Origin of the sequence: Calothrix sp. PCC 7507 (assembly GCF_000316575.1) — a bacterium.
GTDB lineage: Bacteria > Cyanobacteriota > Cyanobacteriia > Cyanobacteriales > Nostocaceae > Fortiea.
Genome location: NC_019682.1, coordinates 6,382,446 through 6,402,069 on the forward strand (window position 1 = coordinate 6,382,446; position 19,624 = coordinate 6,402,069).

The following is a 19,624-nucleotide window of genomic DNA, read 5'->3' on the forward strand; positions in this document are numbered from 1 at the left end:
GGCTCCCCTACATGTATTTCAGAAATCAAATATGAGTCCTATATTAATGTAATTTCTAAAAATAATCTTACCAATTAGAGGGCAAACGGTTGTTTGCCCCTACGTTTTATTCACGATCGCATGGTAATTTCTATTGGAGGAAATCTCTTAAGCTGTCACACTGACAATCTGCATATTGGTAACTTTGCTAAAATCCATCAAACTTTCCCCCATTCTCCCCTCAGCTAACAAGGGAAAATTAAATACAATCAAGCTTATCTCTGGGAATGGATATAGTCCACAAAATAAAATTTAGGACTGAGCCATAATTTTAGCCAAGTGTAAAATCCCAGACCTAATAATGCTGTAATTATTAGTGGTAAACCTAGCCTAATTCGCAGTGAATCAGGTAGGATTGCCACTCCGGAAACAACAATAATAAAGTATGCTAAAAGTGCTGCTCGCAACCATTGGATAGTTTTCAGAGTATTTCTACAGCTACTGCAATGTCGGGTATGTTGATTGTAGCGATCAAGTACTACCAAACGGTTATCATTGATGGTTAAATCTTCTGGCAGACTAATTCCCACTTCTTGCCACGGTAGCCGACCTTGACAATATTTATCAAACCAATTGCGAAACTCAATCACTAAGCGGTCTGCACTTGTGGGTAGCTTATAAGCAGTTTTCCAGCTTTCAGTTAATTGTCTTTGTTGGAGAAAATATTCTTGCTGACTCAGAAGAATCATATCTCCATCAAGAACTAAATTCCGGTTAGTAATATGATCCCACCAACGGGGTATGAAACGATGAAGTGTCTGGGCAAAATTACGGGGAAATTGGGCGACAATCCTTGATTTGCCTGGAGACACAGGGATGCAGTAGGTGACAAGTCCCATCTTTTTATCAGAATTGCCAATATTGATTGCATATTCTAGGCGACAAGGTGGTTCAAAAGTAATTTTTGTGCTGAAATTTCCCGCAGTGCTAACTTCAATTAAACTGGCTGTGGATTCCTCAATACTTAGAGATATGGGTCTGGCTTTATCTCGATTACCCTGCACCCCATGATGGGCAAAAGGAACATGGCTAGGATCGGCCACGTTTTCTACAAGTGTTTGCCAGTCATATTCCAAATCACGGACAAAAGAATTCCAAACAAAACCTTTGTTTGCATCTATTTGAGGTGACAAAGGTAACGGTGTGATGGCGGCTTGTTCTACTGATTTTGCATCAGGCCAGACCCAAAGCAGGTCATTTTCTTGACGAGTTGGCAATGTAACCGCACACAAATTTTGTTGATTCTTGGTAACAAGTTGTGGGTTTTCGGCTTGGGGAATGTGGGTACAAATTCCTTGGGCATCAAACTGCCAACCGTGATATGTACACATTAAATTTCCTGTCTTGTCGTCAATGCGCCCCTCACTCAAAGGCGCCAGTCGGTGAGGACATTGGTCTAAAAATACCCGATAAGTCTCAGATGACTTTGGCTTCCAAATGACGAGACGGAGTCCCAAAACTGTGACTGGATTGGGTCGTTGGGAATCAAGGTCTTCAATGGGTGAGACAGGATACCAGTGTTGGAAAAAGTTAAATTCCGATTGCATTCTACGAAGAATTATAGTGAAAGTAGTATGATACATTTGGCTTGAATTTTGAAACCTAAAATTCAAGCTAAACCACAACAAAATTACCTTATACCAATTCGTATGAAGATGCACATAATAATACCCCCCTGTAGTCCCCCCTTGCCAAGGGGGGACGGCGATAGCCGGGGGGTGAATTATATGCAGCTTCACAAAAAAACGGTATTAATTAGCAACAATATATCAAGGTGAGCAAAGTCTTTGAGCCAAGAATCCTAGCACCTTGAAGTTGGGGAATCTCACATTTATGTCCAATTCTGCAATTACTGTCACCGTCAAATTATTCGCTGCTTATCAAGAAGCCTATGGTGCATCAGAGATGGTGCTGGAATTTCCCGATGATACACCTGTCAAATTTGTATGCGATCGCCTAATTGCCGATCGCCCAGAACTAGACCAATGGCGCGAGCTTACCCGCTTTGGCATTAATATGACCTTTGTGGAACCAGATACCATCCTCCAGGATGGCGATGAAGTTGTCCTCATTCCACCCGTCAGTGGTGGCTAGGGCAAGGGGGCAGGGGGCAGGGGAAAAAAGAAACTGAGGATTAGATAGCAGCGATCGCACAAACTTGCAAGCCGACTGGTGTGTCAATAACCACAGATTGCACTCCAAATACCTGCGCTATGGTGTTTGGTGTCAGAACTTCTCCAGGTGTGCCCACTGACCACAGATAACCCTGTTTTAATAGAGCGATGCGGGAACTATACCGTGCTGCTAAATTTAATTCATGTAAAACTGTGACTATAGTTAATTCTTGTTGCTGATTGAGATTTTTCAGCAATTCTAGAAGTTGTAGTTGATAATTGATATCTAAATAAGTTGTGGGTTCATCTAATAGTAATACTTTTGGTTCTTGTGCCAGTGCCAAAGCTAAAAAAGCACGTTGGCGTTCACCACCAGATAGTTGTTCGACGAGGCGATCGCTCAATTTTTCTAGTTGCGTCTTTTTAATTGCTGCTTCTACTTTCTGCCAATCTGCGGGGTTTAATTCCCATTGCCACCAAGGTTGATGTGGCGTGCGTCCTAAACTAACTAATTGTCGCACTGTTAAGCCCACAGGCACGGTTTGTTGTTGGGGTAACAATGCTAGTTTCTGGGCAACTAAATTCGGTGGTTGAGAGTGAATTGCTTTGCCATCAAGTAATACTATTCCTTGCTGTGGGGAGAGAATACGACTGAGCAATTTAAGTAATGTAGACTTACCAGAACCGTTAGCACCAACTAAACTTAACCATTCTCCCGTAGCCAGAGTCAGGTTAATATCTTGGACAATTGGTACTGTGGTGTAACCGCCAGTGAGATTTTGTAATTCTAGGGGCATTATCAGTTATCAGTTACTTGTACTGAGCGACTTGTGCCGAGCGAAGTCGAGGTAAGTCGAAGTATCAGTTATCAGTTACTTTGAATCCAGGGGAACGACGATAAAGTAACCAGATAAACAGTGGTGAACCCAACAAAGCTGTGACTGAACCTACTGGTAATTCTATGGCTCCCAGTCTGGAGAGTAAATCAGCAAAGGTGAGTAACCAAGCACCAGCAAGGGCTGAAAGTGGTAGAACAAAGCGGTGATCTGTGCCAACGATTAGGCGGACACCGTGGGGGACGACAAGGCCAACAAATCCAATTAAGCCACCGATACTGACTGCGCCTGCAGCTAATAAAGTAGCGACACCACCTATTAAAAGACGCGATCGCGTTAACGAAACTCCCAAACCCACAGCCATATCATCTCCCAAAGCCAGCACATTAACTGATCGCGCCAGTAAACATCCCCCCACCAAGGCGACGATAATATAGGGGCCAGCCGTGATAATTTCTTTCCAACCCCGGCCGTTGAGGCTACCAATCAACCAGTTGAGCGCAATTTGAATTTGTCCGTCTTCAGCTAGCAGAAGCAATGTACTTTGCACAGCACCAAATAAAGAACTGATTGCGACTCCACCTAAAATTAGCCGTTCAACAGCAATTCCTGAACCTGCGCGTCCCAGGAAAATTACTATCACTGAAGTCAAAATTGCTCCCAGCCAAGCCGCCAAAGGAATTGCTGCGGGAAAAATTTGTAGCGTTACCATGACTATGACAACTAGTCCAGCACCCGCAGAAATGCCCAAAATAAATGGATCAGCGAGGCTATTACGTAACATTCCTTGCAACAGTGCGCCCGACATTCCCAAGGCCGCACCGACAATTAAAGCCGCAATAATCCGTGGGAGGCGTAAATCCCAGAGAATTGTCTGCTTAATGCGATCGCCTCGATGTAGAATTGCGTCCCACAATTCGGGAACACTAAAAGGTACTGCACCTTGAGAGAGGGAAAGCCCCAATGTCACCACCAATGCTATCACCAAAAGCAAAACAGCCCAGAGTAGGCGGTGTTTGATCAAAATCATTTGCAATTAATTGCCTAGTTTGATGAATTGAAATATATAACCATTTTCAATTTCGAGGAATACAGGTCTTGTAGGAGGATAATAACTGGTTTACTGATTGAAATGATAACCATCTAAATGACAAATCATAGTTGGCGTTCATTGTGGCGTTAAACAGTATTTAATGTATATAAACAATCATTACGGTATTCACTCATGTAATAAAAAGTAAATTCCAATACACTAAGCTTACTAATAAAAATTAAGGTATAGCAGGCAGTAGTCTGTTGCAAAATATACCTATTTTTATTGAATTACTTCAATATTGCGCTTAAATCCCGTGTATACCAGTGAGGAGTTGCCATGAACAGATATCTACTAGCTTGTGCTGGAGGTACAAGCTTCCTATGTTTAGTTTTTGGATTGTTACCAGTCCAAGCAATGCCGAATTCAGAAGTAGTTGATGACTCAATTGTCAAGACTAATCCTGAAACATTAGAAGTTACTAACGGTAGTATAACCAATGATCAAAGCCAGTTGAATTCCAGAGTTACTCCTAGTGAAACTCAAACAGAATTGAGCAAGGATACTGGTATTCAAAAAACAGATGCATCTGTCGATAATTTAAAAATCACTACAGACCCTACACCTCCCCCGTCAGCCAACACAATGGCGCAGGTGACATCCGTCTCACAACTATCTGATGTACAGCCTAATGATTGGGCTTTTCAAGCACTGCAATCTCTAGTTGAGCGCTATGGTTGTATTGCTGGATATCCCAATGGCACTTATCGAGGCAATCGTGCTTTAACTCGCTATGAATTTGCGGCTGGATTGAATGCTTGTTTAGATAGAGTCAACGAACTAATTGCCACAGCAACTGCTGATTTAGTCACTAAACAAGACTTGGCAACTTTGCAGAAATTGCAAGAAGAATTTGCAGCCGAACTAGCAACATTGCGTGGTCGTGTAGATGCTTTAGAAAGTCGTACAGCAACATTAGAAGCCAATCAATTCTCCACAACTACTAAACTAAATGGGGAAGTTATTGTTGCAGGTATTGCTGCTACAGGAGGCGCACCAGGAAAAGGTGATCCTAACACCATCTTGGCAACCAGAGTTAGATTAAATCTCACCACTAGTTTCACAGGTAAAGACTTACTAATTACTGGTTTACAAGCCCATAACTTTTTAGGTGGTTTAGATGGTAGTAGTAGTGTTCAAGGAACTTTAGGATTAGCTTCGCCCGTACTCAGCGCTAGTAGCGCTCGTACAAGTTTTGAACCCCAATTTCCTGGTATTGACGTGAAAACATTATCGAGCGTCAGCCCCAATTCTCTGCAACTCTACAAACTGCTGTATATCTTTCCCGTTGCTGATCAATTAACATTATTTGCTGGAACTGCAGCCGAAACTTCAGATGCCTTTCCGGCAATTTTACCTTTTTATGGTGAAGGGCAAGAAGCGATTTCCCGCTTTGCAGGTTTGAATCCTGTAGTCCGGATTTCTGGTGGTACTTCTGGTTCTGGTTTAGCATCAGCAGCTGGATTTATTTTCAACATTTCCAAGCAATTAGATTTCAGAGCTTTGTATGGCAATGTCAATGCTAACTTGCCTAGTTCGGCTGCAGATATTCAACCAGGAGTTTCTGGTACACCTTTAGGATCAGGTTTGTTTAGTGGTAGTAGTGTTGTCGCAGCACAATTAACTTTTAGACCGAGTAGTGCCATAGATATTGGTTTAAACTATGCCAATAGTTATCACCAAATTAACATTATGGGTACAGGGTTAACAAGTAATGATATTGGTGGTGCTTTAAGTAATGTTCCTTTGGGAACACCAGTTAAACTTAACTCCTTTGGCGGAACTGTAAATTGGCGGGTTTCTCCCAAAATTTCTTTAGCTGGCTACGGTGCTGCGCTATTTGTAGATGATTCTTCAGCTAGTATTAGTGCTTCTAGCACATTCACTAGTTGGATGGTAGGACTGCACTTCAAAGATTTATTCAAACAAGGAAATAATGCAGGAATAATTTTTGGACAGCCACTATATCGTACCTCTGCTGATGGTGCATCTACACTTACCTCTCCTGGTGTCAATCGAGCTGTTCCTTACCATTTAGAGGCTTACTACCGGATTAAAGTAAGTGACAATATCAGCATTACTCCAGGTGCATTTGTGCTATTTAATCCTGAAGGTGATAGTAACAATGAAACAACAACGGTAGGCGTACTCCGCTCTACGTTTACTTTCTAAACCTTTTTAGTGCATAACTCTTTCATTACTATAGAGAAAGCGTTATTCATCAGCAACCCAGATCCCCGACTTCTTATAGACACCCATAGGGTGGCTTCCCGCAGGGTAGAAGTCGGGGATCTTTGCTTTTTAGGTACATCTTATTAGCAAATTTATATAATGCGATCGCTCTATAGCAATTCTAAAAGATTTGCATATCAAGCACTGTAGGGTGGGCAATGCCCACCAAAACCCGGATATGGTGGGCATTGCCCACCCTACCTATAGTTCTAATTTAATCATGTGATTGCTTATGCGATCGCTATAGAAAAATCTATGCTAAATCAATCATCAATCTTTCTAATCAATAGCTTTATAAATTAGCATTTTACTATTTTATATTTATGAGTCAAAGTTAAGGATAATAACACTTACTGCAAATAATATTAGTTTTGGAGAAAACGAATGGTTGCACTCACACAGCTTCATCAAGCTAATTCAACTCCAGGACGTTTGACAATTCAAACTATCGAGATTGCGCCTCAAACAACAGCTATCCGTTCTCTCGACTGGGATAGAGAGCGTTTTGACATCGAGTTTGGTTTACAGAATGGGACAACCTATAATTCTTTTTTAATTCAAGGAGAAAAAGTTGCTCTAGTTGATACTTCTCACCGCAAGTTCGAGCAATTATATCTTGAGATACTGTTAGGCTTAATTGATCCGTCTCAAATAGACTATTTGATTATCAGTCACACAGAACCAGATCATAGTGGCTTAGTCAAAGATATCTTAAAATTAGCGCCCTCTATTACTGTTGTTGGCGCTAAGATAGCAATTCAATTTTTAGAAAATATGGTTCACCAGCCTTTTAAATCAATGCTGGTAAAAAATGGCGATCGCCTAGATTTAGGCAACGGACATGAATTAGAATTTATCTCTGCGCCTAACTTACACTGGCCAGACACAATCTTTAGCTACGATCACAAAACAGGGATTCTCTACACCTGCGATGTGTTTGGAATGCACTATTGTGATGATCACACCTATGATGAAAATTTCATCTCCATAGAGGAGGATTTTAAATATTACTATGATTGCCTGATGGGGCCAAATGCACGTTCTGTATTAGCAGCTTTAAAACGGATTGAAAAGTTAACAATAGGCACAATCGCCACAGGACATGGGCCTTTATTACAACAAAATCTTGCAGAATGTATTGGACGGTATCAAAGCTGGAGCTTAGAACAAGCCAAAGCAGAGACATTAGTAGCTATATTTTATGCTGAAGATTACGGTTATAGCGACCATTTAGCACATAGCATAGCACATGGCATTACTAAAACAAATGTGGCAGTTGAATTGGTAGACTTTAATAGTGCCGAGCCGCAAGAAGTGAGAGAATTAGTAGCTCAAGCTTCTGGTTTAATTATTGCTATGCCGCCCCAATCTTCAATAGCGGCTCATGCTGCTTTAAGTACCATTTTAGCTGCTGTTCATCATAAGCAAACCATTGGTTTATTTGAGACAGGGGGAGGAGAAGATGAACCAATTTACCCCTTACGCAATAAGTTTCAAGAATTGGGATTAACTGAAGCTTTTCCACCTATCTTAGTTAAAGAAATTCCCACCCCAGCCGTAGAACAATTGTGTGATGAAGCAGGTATAGATATGGGTCAATGGCTAACCCGCGATCGCACAATTAAACAGATAAAATCTATCAATACAGACTTAGAGAAAGCCCTGGGACGTATTAGCACCGGGCTATATATTATCACTGCCAAAAAAGGAGAAATTCAGAGTGCAATGTTTGCTTCTTGGGTGACGCAAGCTAGTCTGAATCCTTTAGGAGTGGCGATCGCTGTAGCTAAAGAACGAGCTATTGAATCCTTGATGCATGTAGGCGATCGCTTCGTTTTAAATGTTTTAGAAGATGGCAATTATCAAGGCTTAATGAAACATTTTCTCAAGCGTTTTGCTCCCGGTGCAGACCGTTTTGCTGGAGTCAAAACTTATCCAGCTACTAATGAATCTCCAATTTTAGCTGAAGCCCTAGCTTATATGGAATGCGAAATCACTAGCCGGATGGATTGCGGCGATCATTGGGTGATTTATAGCACTGTCCAAACCGGAAGAGTGGCTAAAGTTAATTCACTTACTGCTGTTCATCATCGCAAATTTGGCAATCATTACTAAATTGGGAAATGGGGAATAGGGCATTAAATATTCCTCATGTATCCGTAAGAATTCAGCACTCAGGAGTCAGAAGTCAGAATTTAGAAGGAATTTAATATGATTCGTATATTAATTCATCAAATTTTATCTTGATTCTGGCTCCTAAATCCTCCCTTCATCTTCCTCATCTCCCTTATTCCCAAATTACAAAAAAGTTATGTATAAGCCTGGTGAAGATACCCCCATTTCTCTGTATGAAATCAATCGGGGGCGGATTGTCCGCACTTTGGAATTGATCCAAGATGTGATTGTGATTTCTCTGTGCATTGGTTTATTTAGCTTCATGGTGCTGCAGGTGAGAGATATGTTTCTCTCTCTACTTCCTCCTTTAGATTTTCATGTTGTTACTGCCGATATTCTCTTTTTACTCATCTTAGTTGAGTTATTTCGACTGTTGATTATTTATCTCCAAGAACAACGCATATCTATTGGGGTAGCGGTAGAAGTTTCAATTGTTTCCGCCTTGCGAGAAGTCATTGTTAAAGGCGTTCTAGAAACCGATTGGAGTAAAGTTTTAGCCACTTGTGCTTTCTTATTAGTTTTGGGACTTTTACTCGTTCTGCGAGTTTGGCTCCCACCTACTTTTGAAGGAATTGATCCAGAACAACAAGTATCAAAACTCTACAGAAATCGCCTCAAAACGGAATTGTCAAAAAATAATAGCCATTAGGTTATTGGTCATTGGTCATTTGTCTCCCTTATCCCCAGTCCACATTCCCCATTACCCATTCCCCAAAGAGGTTACTATGTCTGTCGCTACTTTAACTCCGTCACGTTCGAGAGATGTGCAAGTTGCCGAGATTGGCAAAGATACTTTAATTTTGCGATCGCGTACTTGGGAAAGATTAAAATTTGAGGTTGAATACTCACGTCAACGAGGAACTACGGCGAATTCTTATCTCATCCAAGCTGATAAAAAAGCCTTAATTGATCCCCCTGGTGAATCCTTTACAGAAATTTATCTCCAGCAACTAGCACAACATATAGATTTCACCACCCTAGATTACATCATTCTTGGTCATGTCAATCCCAACCGCAGAGCCACCTTAAAAGCACTACTTTCTCTCGCCCCGCAAGTGACGCTGATTTGTTCTCGCCCTGCTGCTAATGCGCTGAAAACTACCTTTCCAGAATGGGAATCACGCATTCAAGTTGTGCGCTCAGAGGATAATCTAGATTTAGGACAAGGACATAATCTATCATTTATGACAGTCCCGACTCCCAGGTGGGCGGATGGACTTTGCACTTACGACTCCGTCACCAAAGTTCTTTACACAGACAAATTTTTTGGCGCTCATATTTGCGAAGATATCTTGTTTGATGAAGACTGGAAAGAGCTAGATGCAGAACGTCGTTACTATTTTGAATGTCTCCATGCACCCCAAGCCAAACAAGTCGCAGTAGCCTTAGATAAATTTTCGGTTTTCGGAGCTAAATGTTATGCTCCTGCTCATGGCCCGGTTGTCCGTTATAGCTTGAGTCGCTTTACCTATGATTACCGTCAATGGTGTCAAGGGCAAAAATCTCAAGAGTTGACTGTAGCGTTACTTTATGCATCTGCCTATGGTAATACAGCGATTGTAGCTGATGCGATCGCCCAAGGCTTAATTCAAAATGGAGTTAATGTTGAGTCAGTCAACTGTGAACTAGCAGACTCAGCGGAGATTACCCAAGTTGTCGAAGCTTGCGATGGATTAATTATCGGCTCACCTACCTTAGGCGGACACGCACCCACGCAAATTCAAACCGCATTAGGAATAGTCCTCTCTACAGCCGCTAAAACTAAGTTAGCTGGGGTATTTGGTTCCTATGGTTGGAGTGGTGAAGCAATTGATTTATTAGAAAGCAAACTCAAAGATGCTAATTATCGTTTAGGGTTTGAAACGATTCGAGTGCGTTTTAGTCCCACTCCCGAAATTTTACAGCAGTGTCAACTCTCTGGTGCTACCTTTGCCCAAAACTTGAAAAAAAATAAGAAACTGCGTACTCCTCGTCAGATTGTCACAGAAACTCATGTAGATCGCACTGCACAAGCTGTAGGGCGGATCATTGGTTCTTTGTGTGTTGTCACAACTCGTGATGGCGAAACCCATAAAGGATTCCTGACTTCTTGGATATCTCAAGCAACTTTCAACCCACCAGGAATCATGATTGCGATCGCTCAAGAGCAAAACGCAGATTTATTACATCATCCCGGCGATCAGTTTGTGCTAAATATCCTGAAAGAGGGAAGAAATGTCCGTCGTTATTTTTCTCGCTATAGCACTTTAGGAAATAATTCCTTTGCCAATCTTGCCACACAAACGGCTGTTAATGGTTGTCTGATTTTAACTGAGGCATTAGCTTATTTAGTATGTACAGTCAGAAATCAAATCCAATGTGGTGATAGATGGTTGATTTATGCAGAAATCGAGCAAGGAGAAGTATTAGAAAATGAAGGGCTAACTGCCATTGAACACCGTAAATCTGGTAGCGATTTTTAACAGTTACCAGGTATAAAAAAATGCGGCAAATAGACCATATGTAGAGACACGATTAATCGCGTCTCTACCCAAAAATGTGTTGCAATCATTAATTGATTTGTTGTCCATTCTCTGAGTCGATAGTGTATTCTATAACCCAAACCTGAATCTTTTCTCCACCTTTGTTTTTGGACTTACGGTCTGGAGCAATCCACGACAGATATGAGCCATCTTCTAAAACTCTTTCTCCTGGAAATTTAACATTCTTCGGAACTCTTCCAAGATATTGGCATCCACGATTTTGAGTAGCATGAACCATCCGATAAGAATGTAACCCTCTGTCCCACATTAGGAGCATCCCTTGACCACAGTTTCGTAGTAGTTTTAAAGCTCGCACTCTCTCACCGATACGATAGGGACACATTAAGGCATCAACAATCAGGGGTGGTAAAGAGCAGCGCAAGGGCGAGAAGGGCGTTGCGATCGCATGAAAATAAACGGCATGGTTTTCTACGTTTCCCTGGGATGCTGCGCCCTGCTTAGGTTCAGGGAAACGGGCGTAGAAAAAGCCAGACCCATCCTTAGCCCACGCGATGGTGGTGAACCTCGCCCATTTGACCTCATCGCCCAGCACCTTGCCCGTGTTGACATCCAGCACCCGAATGGTGCGCCAGTCCGTGCCGCCATCCTGCACCGCATAGGCTAGACGCTTGCCGTCGTTAGAAACCGACCATTCAGCCAGCGCGATCGCCCCGTCCTTTGCCCAACTGTTGGGATCGATCAGCACGCGCCCTGCGCCATCCACGCTGTCGCGGACATAGAGAACCCTCTGGTTCTGAACGCCGGAGTTGCGGAAGTAGAAATATCGTCCGCCCTTTTAGACCGGAATGGTGAACCGCTCATAGTTGTACAACTGTTTCAGCCGAGCCTTGAAGATATCTCGAGGCAGGGTATCAAGATAAGCATTGGTGACTTTATTCTGCGATTCGATCCAAGCAGCAACGTCCTTATCGCTGCAAACATCGTTTTCCAGCCAGCGATAGGGGTCGGCGATCGTCTCCCCGAACTGCTCCTCGACGACATCGCCTTGTTTGGTTTGAGGATAAGTAATCATAGGTGTCTCCGTTATTGACTGTGAGCAGGCGGAAGCGGAATAGGTGGTAAAAAGCAGCACGAGAGCGCGAGGGGCGGCGCATCGGTATTTTGTTAATCATTTTTGCTGTTCTCCAGTTTTATCAACACAGAATTCAGGAGTCAGGAGCCAGAAAACAGACATGAATTTTGTGCGACTGGCGGATGAATCAAGGGGTTTAAGACCCCCACTAAATCGAAGATTTAGTGGTCTTCAATCAGTGGGGGATTCAGACCCGCCACTGATTGATTCTGACTCCTGAATTCTGACTTCTGAATTCTTCTTCAACTGCGCTTTTAGTTTTTTCTCCAAAGTAGACTTGGACTTCTTTAAGCTTTTATAATTATTTCTCCTGCTCAATAATTACCCCATCCACCATCTGAATTATCCGCTTTGTTCTAGCGGCAACATTGGCATCATGGGTAACGATCGCGATCGTCGTACCTTGTTGATTTAACTCAGTCAGCAGATTCATAATCTCCTCGGAAGTTTTGGTATCTAGTGCGCCAGTCGGTTCATCGGCGAGGACTAAGGCGGGGTGATTCACTAAAGCACGGGCGATGGCGACGCGCTGTTGTTGTCCACCAGAAAGTTGATTGGGACGGTTCTGGATGCGATCGCTTAAACCAACTTGGATTAATGCTTCTGTCGCCTGTTCGACCCGTTGCGACTTATCAACATCGGCATAAATCATCGGTAGCATCACATTCGCCAAAGATGTGAGCTTTGGCAAGAGGTTGAACTGTTGAAATACAAACCCAATATATTGATTGCGAATATCTGCAAGTTCATCATCATCAAGCGTAGTCAGATTTTGACCTGCTAAAAAATACTGTCCACTGCTAGGTCGATCGAGACAACCGATAATATTCATTAGGGTCGATTTGCCCGAACCTGAAGCTCCCATAATTGCGACATATTCGCCCTCCTCGATCGACAAATTCACGCGCTTGAGGACTGGGACTTCGATCGTGTCCAAGTGATAGGTTTTAGTAATATCTTCGAGAGAAATCATACTTGCCATAATCAATCCCCACGTAGTGCCAAGATCGGGTCTAGTTTTGCCGCATTACGAGCAGGAATACCGCCCGCTAGTACCCCAACAATCAGTGAAAGGACAAAACCCACCGCCACTGACAATAGCGACACCACAAAGGGAAATTTGAAGATCGTAGCGGTAGCGAAAGCGAGGGCTACACCCAACCCAATCCCGATCGCACCGCCAATACTCGAAATGACGATCGATTCCATCAAAAATTGATTCAGAATTGCGCCGCTAGTTGCACCGACGGCTTTTCGTAGCCCGATTTCCCGCGTCCGTTCCATCACGGACACCAACATGATATTGGCAATCCCAATCCCACCAACTACTAGCGAAATTCCCGCGATCGCACCAACCATCAGCGTCAGCGACCCCATAATACTCGTGAAAGTTTTAATCAGATCCACTTCATTGGTGACAGTAAAATCATCTTCTTTAGGTAGGCGAATATCATGGCGCAGCCGCAGCACATTTGCCACCTGAAATTCTGCTGCTTCAAGTTGGTCGGGATTACTCGCTTTTACCCAAAAGCCGTTAATTGCCACACCTGTGAGCGCATTGTTACCAACAATCTCAGCGGACATATTAGTTAGGGGCAGATACACCATATTATTTGTATCTTGCAGCCCGACAGCCCCTTTCCGCTCCATCACCCCCACTACGCGATAACGTTTACCCTGAATCCGAATATCGCTACCGATCGCCGTTTCTGACGCAGCGAACAGATCGTCTCGAACTTTGGCACCAATTACCACCACTGCTTTGGCTGTATCTAAATCCTGCTGCTGAAAAAATATCCCTAATTCTGGTCGGACATTTCTCACGTCTGGAAAGTTTAAATCCGTGCCGATGGCAGTGATTGAAATGTTGACGTTACCCCGCACCACCTGAACACTTGGGCGGTATAAGAACGCTGACACTGCTGTAGCAGCGGGGACTTGTTTGGCGATCGCTTGGGCATCTTCCCAAGTAAGCGTACTAGCAGAACCAGCCCCCTGACTGATGCCGCCCGTTCTCGCTGCTGCTGCGGAGACTTGGAGGATATTGGTACCCAATGCTGCAATGCTCGACTCGGTGGATTTTTGAACTCCCTGACCGATCGAAGTAATCGCAATGACAGAGGATATCCCAATAATTACACCCAGCATCGTCAATCCGCTACGGATTCTATTACTCCACAAGGTTTCTACTGCCATCAAAAATATTTCCAGCAGCGAGATTTTGCGCTTACTACGGCGAGATGAACGTAGAAAGGATTTGTTCGGCAAATCCCCTCTTCGGAGGGGTGCCCGCAGGGCGGGGTGGGTAGATCTACGCATAAATTTAAGTATCCACAAATGGTGATTTCGGAGATTGTAATTTCTGACTATCTACGTCAACCCCCACCTGTAATCGGAGTAACCTTACGGGTTCCGGGTGGAAAACTGAGTAAAACCCGTTCGTTCCCAGTTAAACCAGACTTAACTTCAGTCTTATCGTTAACAGTCGTCCCCACCCCGATCGGCATAAATACCGGATCGCCGCCTGTTTTCGCTACATATACACCCTGAGATGCTTTCTGCTGAACGATCGCCGCCGTCGGCACAACTAGCACCTGGTTCAGTTCTCCGGCTTTGAAATCGATCGTCACATTCATCCCTTGACTGAGCAGTTTTTGGGAGTCGGCAACCGCCACTTTTACCTCAAAACTGGTCACATTTTGTTGTACCAATGACTGGGTAGCAACTTGTGTCACTTTGCCCTCAAAGGTTTTGCCAGAGTAAGCATCCACTTTAATTACCGCTATCTGCCCGACACGGATTTGGGCAATACTGGCTTCGGCTACCTGCGCCACGATTTCATTGGTAGATGCTAGAGCCAGAATTGAAGATGATGTTGCCGAAGTTACCGCACTACCCGCCGTTGTGGGGGTCACAAACGCCCCTGGATCGGCATATTTACGAGCAATAATCCCCGCAAAGGGGGCGCGAATCACGGTATCGTCGATATTCCGTTGAGCGATCGTGACTGCCCCTTGGGCTGCCATAACTTGAGCGCGGGCTTGAGCGATGTCTTCAGGGCGCGATCCTGCTTTGAGTAGATTTAATGCTTGCTGGCTCTGCTCTACTTGCGCTTGGGCACTATCACTAGTCGATCGAGCAAGACTCAATGCTTGTTGAGAGATGGCTCCCTGTGCTTGTAATTTTTGGTTACGGCGCAGGTCTTCAGCCGCTTGCCTGTAGGTAGCCTGAACTTTATTTAGGTTGGCTGTAGATCCAGCGATATCTTGCGATCGATTCCCCGCGATGACCTTATTTAAATTTGCCTGAGCAGCAGCAAGGTTTCCTCGTGCCTGGAGCAATTGCCCTTGGATGTTTGAATTGTCCATATAGGCGAGAATCTGACCTGGTTTGACAAAATCGCCTTCTTTGACCAGCAACTGCTTCAAAACACCAGAGGTTTTGGGACTGACATTGACCGAACTTTCGGGTTGCACGGTACCATTGGCGGATACCAAAATTGTTAGATTGCCCCGTGTGACTGCTGCTGTCTGAATCTTGCTTTGTGCCTGCTGTTTAGCGACTGTCACTAATTGGTTATAAACAAGATAACTCAGACCACCAGCGAGCGGGATTGCCACTAGCAATCCCATCAACCACTTGTTAGTTTTGAATCGATTGTGTAGCTTCTGCTTGGCAGAATCAACGCCTTTCTTGAAATTCAAGCTAATACTCGACATTGTTACCTCAAATTTTGGTGTCAGGCATTAGTGCAGCCGAGCCAACGCCTTCAATTGCAGATATTAGCCTCGATTCATACCACGATTGACTTCTCGACTGACTTGAACGTAGGTTCGATAACCATGCCGCTCCAGCCGGTTGGCAGCCCGCAAGCAGGATTTAGGTGTTGGCAACTCATAGTTTGAAACGGCTCTGTCATAAAATTTGGATTCGATACCCACGCCGCTCCAGTCGGTTGGCAGCACGTTGGGCAGCGCGACGATTGTAGTGCTTACTCACATAAATCCATTTGCGATCGTCATGGCTGCGGTAATAAACAATAAACAGGCGATCGCCACTTTGGTAGCGACGACCTTCATTGTCGCGATCTTGGTTGTCACGATTTCGATTGTCACGATTTTGGTCGCGATCGTACTGGGCGAGCAACATATTCGGCTCTCGATCGAGGTTCGGGCTAATTTTTTCTGAATCTAGTGCTTGTGCCGTAAAGGGCGTAGTTACTACGAATCCTGTACATACCAGTGCCAGCAAAATTATCTTTTTCATCAGATTAGTTTCAAAGTGGAAAGTTTGGGTCGATTAATTAAATTTAGAGTTTAATTAATTGACAGATACTTTAAAGTTAATCAATAAAATAAATGAATTACTCTCTCTAGAGAAACAGATAAAAATATCATAATAAAATGAATTATTACAATGTTAATTTTTGCGTTGTTTTATATATAAATCGCACCTAAAAATACTCTATTTTAAGATGCGTAACTAGGTTCTGACAGGCTTTGAGGCATTGATTTTATGAAATAAAATAGATTGCAAATAACTCACAATTCCCTCGCATTTATAAGGCATGGTAAACATGAGTAAATTTATGAAATAAAAAAGATATTTTAATTTCTATCTAGGAAAATTATCTAAGGCTACTCATACTAGTAAAACCACCCATCATGGAGAATGAATGGTTTGTTGACTAGGTTTTGATGACGAAAGCCCTTAATTCGACGATTTTACCGTCGCGAAAACGCCAGATATCGCAGTACGAATAATGAGCCGCCTTCCCGTCTTCGTCCTTCATTGTGATGTCGCCGAGTGCCGTGACGAAATTACCTTCAGCGATTAAGTTAGAGACCATAAACTTTGGCGGCTCGATGTACGTCATTGCCATATATTGGCGAACGGCTTCTTTTCCTTTAAGGGTCTTGTCGCCTACAAACATCCATTCCGTGTCGTCGGTGCAGCATGACAAGAATCCTTCATTGTTGCCTTCAGCGATCGCCGCGTTTGCTTCTTCTAAGATTGCTTTATTTTTATCTGACATCTGAACTTCTCCTCTGTTCAAGTGGATGCTTTAATGAAGCGGTTTCTCTACCGATGTATCCTTCTCCTCAGCGACGCCGATGAACGGCTCAAATCAGCGACGGCAGAAAAACTCGAACGCAGTACTAGAGGCGTTAGACCGTCTGCTACTCTGGACACAGCACTCCTTTAGATTTGTGCCACGCCACCATCGACGAATAGCTCAATGCCGTTGACAAAGCTGCTGTCATCTGAAGCGAGAAAGACAACGGCTTTGGCGATCTCGTCGGGCTTGCCGACTCGTCCCAATGGAATAGTGCTAGCTTGGCTCTCCACAAATGCTTTCAGCTGCTCTTCACTGAGTCCCAAGAGATTGTAACCGGGAGTCGGAACGACACCAGGGCTGACCGCATTCACTCGGATCTGACGGTCTTTGAGGTCGAGTATCCAGTTGCGGGCAAATGATCGCACGGCAGCTTTGGTGGCGCTATAGACGCTGAAGGCTGGGGTGCCCTTGATGGAAGTAGTGGAGGCATTCAGGATGACGGAAGCGCCCTCTGGCATCAGCGGCAGCGCCTTCTGCACGGTGAACAGTAGACCCTTGACATTGGTGTTGAAGGTTTTGTCAAAGTGTTCTTCGGTAATTGAACCCAGTGGAGCAAATTCGCCAATGCCAGCATTCGCAAAGATCACATCCAAGTGACCTTGCTCTTGCTTGATCGTGGCGTAAAGACGATCGAGGTCTGCCAGCTTTGAGACATCGCTCTGAATGCCCATGACGTTCTTACCAATCTCGTTTACAGCAGCATCAAGTTCAGTCTGGCGACGACCCGTGATAAAAACATAGGCACCTTCAGCGACAAATCGCTTGGCAGTGGCAAGACCAATACCGCTGGTGCCGCCAGTGACAAGTGCAACTTTGTCTGAGAGTTTTTGTGACATAGTGTTTTCCTGGTTGGGTTTAGGGATTACAACTTTGATTACGTCTTGTTCAAGCAGCCAAGCCGCCATCAATTTTGAGGCTCGCGCCCGTGATAAAAGCGGCTTCAGGACTGACGCTCAAGGATTGCAGCAGGCTCGGCTGGTTGGGAGTTGCATAGACCAGACGATCCTGCGCTTGAGGCGTACCGATCGCATGAAAATAAACGGCATGATTTTCCACGCTTGCCTGGGACGCTGTGCCTTGCTTCGGTTCAGGAAAATGAGCGTAGAAAAAACCGGAGCCGTCCTTAGTCCACTTGATGCTAGTGAACCTCGCCCATTTGAACTCATCGCCCCGCTTGGTTTCGGGATAGGCGATCGCAGGTATGGTTGCTACGGAATCCGAGCAGGCAGAAACGAAATAGGTGGCAAAGAACAGCGGGAGAGCGAGAAGGGCTGCGCGGCGCATCGGTGTTTTTCGAGATGAGGGTCGAAACCCAAAGAAGTCGAATTCTAGTACTTCTTGTCGTGATTTTACATTTTTGATCATGTCACTTACCCATGTATGGTTTGTTGAGTGAGTGGTCAGACGAGCGATCGCACCCGCTCGACTGGAACTTTTGATCGAACTTCTCGAATGTCAAAGTTATTTGTTTCCCTCTAATTGATCAATGTTCTGGCGGTGGAGGCACTAACTCCATTCCCTGCTTCGCTGCGACGGCAGCAATGCTATCGATGTCCAATGTGCCAGCAGCAGTGAGCTTGGACAGATCCTCAAAAAAGTTCTCGATGCCTGCGGGAACGAAAAGGGTCAGCATCCTTGCGGGTGTGGTGCCGATATTTTTGTAAGAATGCGGAACGCCTTTGGGAGCGGTGATAAACCAACCTGCGATCGCTGTCACAGTGCGATCTCCAATCTGAAAGGCAAAGGTTCCCTCCAGAATGTAAAACGACTCGTCTTCGCGCCGATGGAGATGTAGGGGTGGTCCGGCTTGTGGCTCGTCGATCACCTCAATTAAGGTGTAGGCACCGTCTGTATCAGCGCTGACCGCTTTGAAAGTTATCGTTTCTCCTGGCAGCACCAGGAGCGATCTGCCTTCGCCAGATGGAACGGCGATGTTCTTCAAAATAGTTTCCATGAATCATTCTCCTTAAAATGCCTAACCCTCTAGCCAGTTGACGACTGGTCATGAACCGGCTCCATGTATAGCCTTGCCCACGCGATGATTCCGTTACGTAGACCAGCAACGACTACACCACGTAAATTCAGTGCCGATCCGGACGTGCGCGTACCTTGCCAGTGCCATTCAGCCCAGGCGAGGTCACAGTGGATCGTCGAAGCGACCAAAGTTGCACGTAAATCTGGAACTTGGGCAAAGAGGGCAGTCCAGTTCTCCCGCACTTGGGCTGGGTTGGTGAAGGCACTCTCAGGATGTAGCGGTTGTTCGCCTTTGAAGTCGTTAGCGAAGCAGCTAACGAACGCGTCAACGTCGTGTGCGTTGATGGCATCAGACATTCGTTGAAGCACTTTTGGCATCTCATATTGGGCTTTTGCGCTCATGTTTCCTGTTGTGTTAGGCATATTT

At 44.4% G+C, this 19,624-nt stretch carries 17 protein-coding genes and 2 pseudogenes; 5 read left to right on the forward strand and 14 right to left on the reverse strand.

Annotated features, from left to right (window positions below):
- Window positions 1–254: 254 nt before the first annotated feature.
- Window positions 255–1,586, reverse strand: a complete 1,332-nt coding sequence (locus tag CAL7507_RS27385; protein WP_015131738.1) for a Rieske 2Fe-2S domain-containing protein — start codon at window positions 1,584–1,586, stop codon at window positions 255–257.
- A 286-nt stretch (window positions 1,587–1,872) separates the two neighbouring features.
- Here CAL7507_RS27385 and CAL7507_RS27390 point away from each other — a divergent pair, with 286 nt between their 5' ends.
- The gene (locus tag CAL7507_RS27390; RefSeq protein WP_015131739.1) at window positions 1,873–2,133 is read left to right on the forward strand and encodes a MoaD/ThiS family protein; all 261 of its coding nucleotides are present in this window, start codon (window positions 1,873–1,875) and stop codon (window positions 2,131–2,133) included.
- Window positions 2,134–2,173: 40 nt separating this feature from the next.
- Here CAL7507_RS27390 and CAL7507_RS27395 read toward each other — a convergent pair whose 3' ends face one another.
- Together CAL7507_RS27395 and CAL7507_RS27400 are read right to left on the reverse strand one after the other, a co-directional pair.
- Window positions 2,174–2,950 carry an ABC transporter ATP-binding protein gene (locus CAL7507_RS27395; RefSeq protein ID WP_015131740.1) on the reverse strand — a complete coding sequence of 259 codons (777 nt, stop codon included), beginning with the start codon at window positions 2,948–2,950 and terminating at the stop codon, window positions 2,174–2,176.
- Window positions 2,951–3,014: 64 nt separating this feature from the next.
- The gene (locus CAL7507_RS27400) at window positions 3,015–4,019 is read right to left on the reverse strand and encodes an iron ABC transporter permease (RefSeq protein WP_015131741.1); all 1,005 of its coding nucleotides are present in this window, start codon (window positions 4,017–4,019) and stop codon (window positions 3,015–3,017) included.
- A gap of 342 nt (window positions 4,020–4,361) precedes the next feature.
- On the opposite strand from CAL7507_RS27400, the gene CAL7507_RS27405 reads away from it, so the two are divergent.
- From CAL7507_RS27405 to CAL7507_RS27420, 4 genes are all read left to right on the forward strand, one after another.
- The gene (locus tag CAL7507_RS27405) at window positions 4,362–6,254 is read left to right on the forward strand and encodes an iron uptake porin (protein ID WP_015131742.1); all 1,893 of its coding nucleotides are present in this window, start codon (window positions 4,362–4,364) and stop codon (window positions 6,252–6,254) included.
- Between the two features lie 444 nt (window positions 6,255–6,698).
- Window positions 6,699–8,429 carry a diflavin flavoprotein gene (locus tag CAL7507_RS27410; RefSeq protein WP_015131743.1) on the forward strand — a complete coding sequence of 577 codons (1,731 nt, stop codon included), beginning with the start codon at window positions 6,699–6,701 and terminating at the stop codon, window positions 8,427–8,429.
- Between the two features lie 196 nt (window positions 8,430–8,625).
- On the forward strand, window positions 8,626–9,138 hold the full coding sequence (locus CAL7507_RS27415) for a phosphate-starvation-inducible PsiE family protein (RefSeq protein ID WP_015131744.1): 513 nt from the start codon (window positions 8,626–8,628) through the stop codon (window positions 9,136–9,138).
- Between the two features lie 76 nt (window positions 9,139–9,214).
- Window positions 9,215–10,951, forward strand: coding sequence for a diflavin flavoprotein (locus CAL7507_RS27420; RefSeq protein ID WP_015131745.1), 1,737 nt, complete (start codon window positions 9,215–9,217; stop codon window positions 10,949–10,951).
- A 115-nt stretch (window positions 10,952–11,066) separates the two neighbouring features.
- Here CAL7507_RS27420 and CAL7507_RS33275 read toward each other — a convergent pair.
- The 11 genes and pseudogenes from CAL7507_RS33275 to CAL7507_RS27475 form a co-directional block, all read right to left on the reverse strand.
- Window positions 11,067–11,372: pseudogene (locus CAL7507_RS33275) on the reverse strand (IS4 family transposase); the annotation flags it as partial.
- Between the two features lie 39 nt (window positions 11,373–11,411).
- Window positions 11,412–12,044 (reverse strand): annotated as a pseudogene (locus tag CAL7507_RS33280) (S9 family peptidase); the annotation flags it as partial.
- Between the two features lie 361 nt (window positions 12,045–12,405).
- Window positions 12,406–13,086 (reverse strand): ABC transporter ATP-binding protein, encoded by a 681-nt coding sequence (locus CAL7507_RS27435; protein WP_015131746.1) that lies wholly within the window; start codon window positions 13,084–13,086, stop codon window positions 12,406–12,408.
- A 2-nt stretch (window positions 13,087–13,088) separates the two neighbouring features.
- Entirely contained in the window at window positions 13,089–14,423 is a 1,335-nt protein-coding gene (locus CAL7507_RS27440) for an ABC transporter permease (RefSeq protein ID WP_015131747.1), read from the reverse strand.
- Window positions 14,424–14,479: 56 nt separating this feature from the next.
- Window positions 14,480–15,823, reverse strand: a complete 1,344-nt coding sequence (locus CAL7507_RS27445; RefSeq protein ID WP_015131748.1) for an efflux RND transporter periplasmic adaptor subunit — start codon at window positions 15,821–15,823, stop codon at window positions 14,480–14,482.
- 196 nt (window positions 15,824–16,019) lie between these two features.
- The gene (locus CAL7507_RS27450) at window positions 16,020–16,370 is read right to left on the reverse strand and encodes a hypothetical protein (protein ID WP_015131749.1); all 351 of its coding nucleotides are present in this window, start codon (window positions 16,368–16,370) and stop codon (window positions 16,020–16,022) included.
- Window positions 16,371–16,791: 421 nt separating this feature from the next.
- On the reverse strand, window positions 16,792–17,139 hold the full coding sequence (locus CAL7507_RS27455; protein ID WP_015131750.1) for a nuclear transport factor 2 family protein: 348 nt from the start codon (window positions 17,137–17,139) through the stop codon (window positions 16,792–16,794).
- Between the two features lie 167 nt (window positions 17,140–17,306).
- Entirely contained in the window at window positions 17,307–18,059 is a 753-nt protein-coding gene (locus tag CAL7507_RS27460; RefSeq protein WP_015131751.1) for a glucose 1-dehydrogenase, read from the reverse strand.
- A gap of 49 nt (window positions 18,060–18,108) precedes the next feature.
- Window positions 18,109–18,588 (reverse strand): peptidase S9, encoded by a 480-nt coding sequence (locus tag CAL7507_RS27465; RefSeq protein ID WP_015131752.1) that lies wholly within the window; start codon window positions 18,586–18,588, stop codon window positions 18,109–18,111.
- A 118-nt stretch (window positions 18,589–18,706) separates the two neighbouring features.
- A complete protein-coding gene (locus CAL7507_RS27470) occupies window positions 18,707–19,177 on the reverse strand; it encodes a cupin domain-containing protein (protein ID WP_015131753.1) in 471 nt (156 codons plus the stop codon).
- Window positions 19,178–19,206: 29 nt separating this feature from the next.
- Window positions 19,207–19,620 (reverse strand): nuclear transport factor 2 family protein, encoded by a 414-nt coding sequence (locus tag CAL7507_RS27475; RefSeq protein WP_015131754.1) that lies wholly within the window; start codon window positions 19,618–19,620, stop codon window positions 19,207–19,209.
- Window positions 19,621–19,624 lie beyond the last annotated feature (4 nt).

What these genes read in the sequence shown, in the direction of transcription:
- CAL7507_RS27385 (WP_015131738.1), bottom strand. Translation starts at nt 1,586, where the DNA reads ATGCAATCGGAATTTAACTTTTTCCAACACTGGTATCCTGTCTCACCC.
- CAL7507_RS27390 (WP_015131739.1), top strand. Translation starts at nt 1,873, where the DNA reads ATGTCCAATTCTGCAATTACTGTCACCGTCAAATTATTCGCTGCTTAT.
- CAL7507_RS27395 (WP_015131740.1), bottom strand. Translation starts at nt 2,950, where the DNA reads ATGCCCCTAGAATTACAAAATCTCACTGGCGGTTACACCACAGTACCA.
- CAL7507_RS27400 (WP_015131741.1), bottom strand. Translation starts at nt 4,019, where the DNA reads ATGATTTTGATCAAACACCGCCTACTCTGGGCTGTTTTGCTTTTGGTG.
- CAL7507_RS27405 (WP_015131742.1), top strand. Translation starts at nt 4,362, where the DNA reads ATGAACAGATATCTACTAGCTTGTGCTGGAGGTACAAGCTTCCTATGT.
- CAL7507_RS27410 (WP_015131743.1), top strand. Translation starts at nt 6,699, where the DNA reads ATGGTTGCACTCACACAGCTTCATCAAGCTAATTCAACTCCAGGACGT.
- CAL7507_RS27415 (WP_015131744.1), top strand. Translation starts at nt 8,626, where the DNA reads ATGTATAAGCCTGGTGAAGATACCCCCATTTCTCTGTATGAAATCAAT.
- CAL7507_RS27420 (WP_015131745.1), top strand. Translation starts at nt 9,215, where the DNA reads ATGTCTGTCGCTACTTTAACTCCGTCACGTTCGAGAGATGTGCAAGTT.
- CAL7507_RS27435 (WP_015131746.1), bottom strand. Translation starts at nt 13,086, where the DNA reads ATGGCAAGTATGATTTCTCTCGAAGATATTACTAAAACCTATCACTTG.
- CAL7507_RS27440 (WP_015131747.1), bottom strand. Translation starts at nt 14,423, where the DNA reads ATGCGTAGATCTACCCACCCCGCCCTGCGGGCACCCCTCCGAAGAGGG.
- CAL7507_RS27445 (WP_015131748.1), bottom strand. Translation starts at nt 15,823, where the DNA reads ATGTCGAGTATTAGCTTGAATTTCAAGAAAGGCGTTGATTCTGCCAAG.
- CAL7507_RS27450 (WP_015131749.1), bottom strand. Translation starts at nt 16,370, where the DNA reads ATGAAAAAGATAATTTTGCTGGCACTGGTATGTACAGGATTCGTAGTA.
- CAL7507_RS27455 (WP_015131750.1), bottom strand. Translation starts at nt 17,139, where the DNA reads ATGTCAGATAAAAATAAAGCAATCTTAGAAGAAGCAAACGCGGCGATC.
- CAL7507_RS27460 (WP_015131751.1), bottom strand. Translation starts at nt 18,059, where the DNA reads ATGTCACAAAAACTCTCAGACAAAGTTGCACTTGTCACTGGCGGCACC.
- CAL7507_RS27465 (WP_015131752.1), bottom strand. Translation starts at nt 18,588, where the DNA reads ATGATCAAAAATGTAAAATCACGACAAGAAGTACTAGAATTCGACTTC.
- CAL7507_RS27470 (WP_015131753.1), bottom strand. Translation starts at nt 19,177, where the DNA reads ATGGAAACTATTTTGAAGAACATCGCCGTTCCATCTGGCGAAGGCAGA.
- CAL7507_RS27475 (WP_015131754.1), bottom strand. Translation starts at nt 19,620, where the DNA reads ATGCCTAACACAACAGGAAACATGAGCGCAAAAGCCCAATATGAGATG.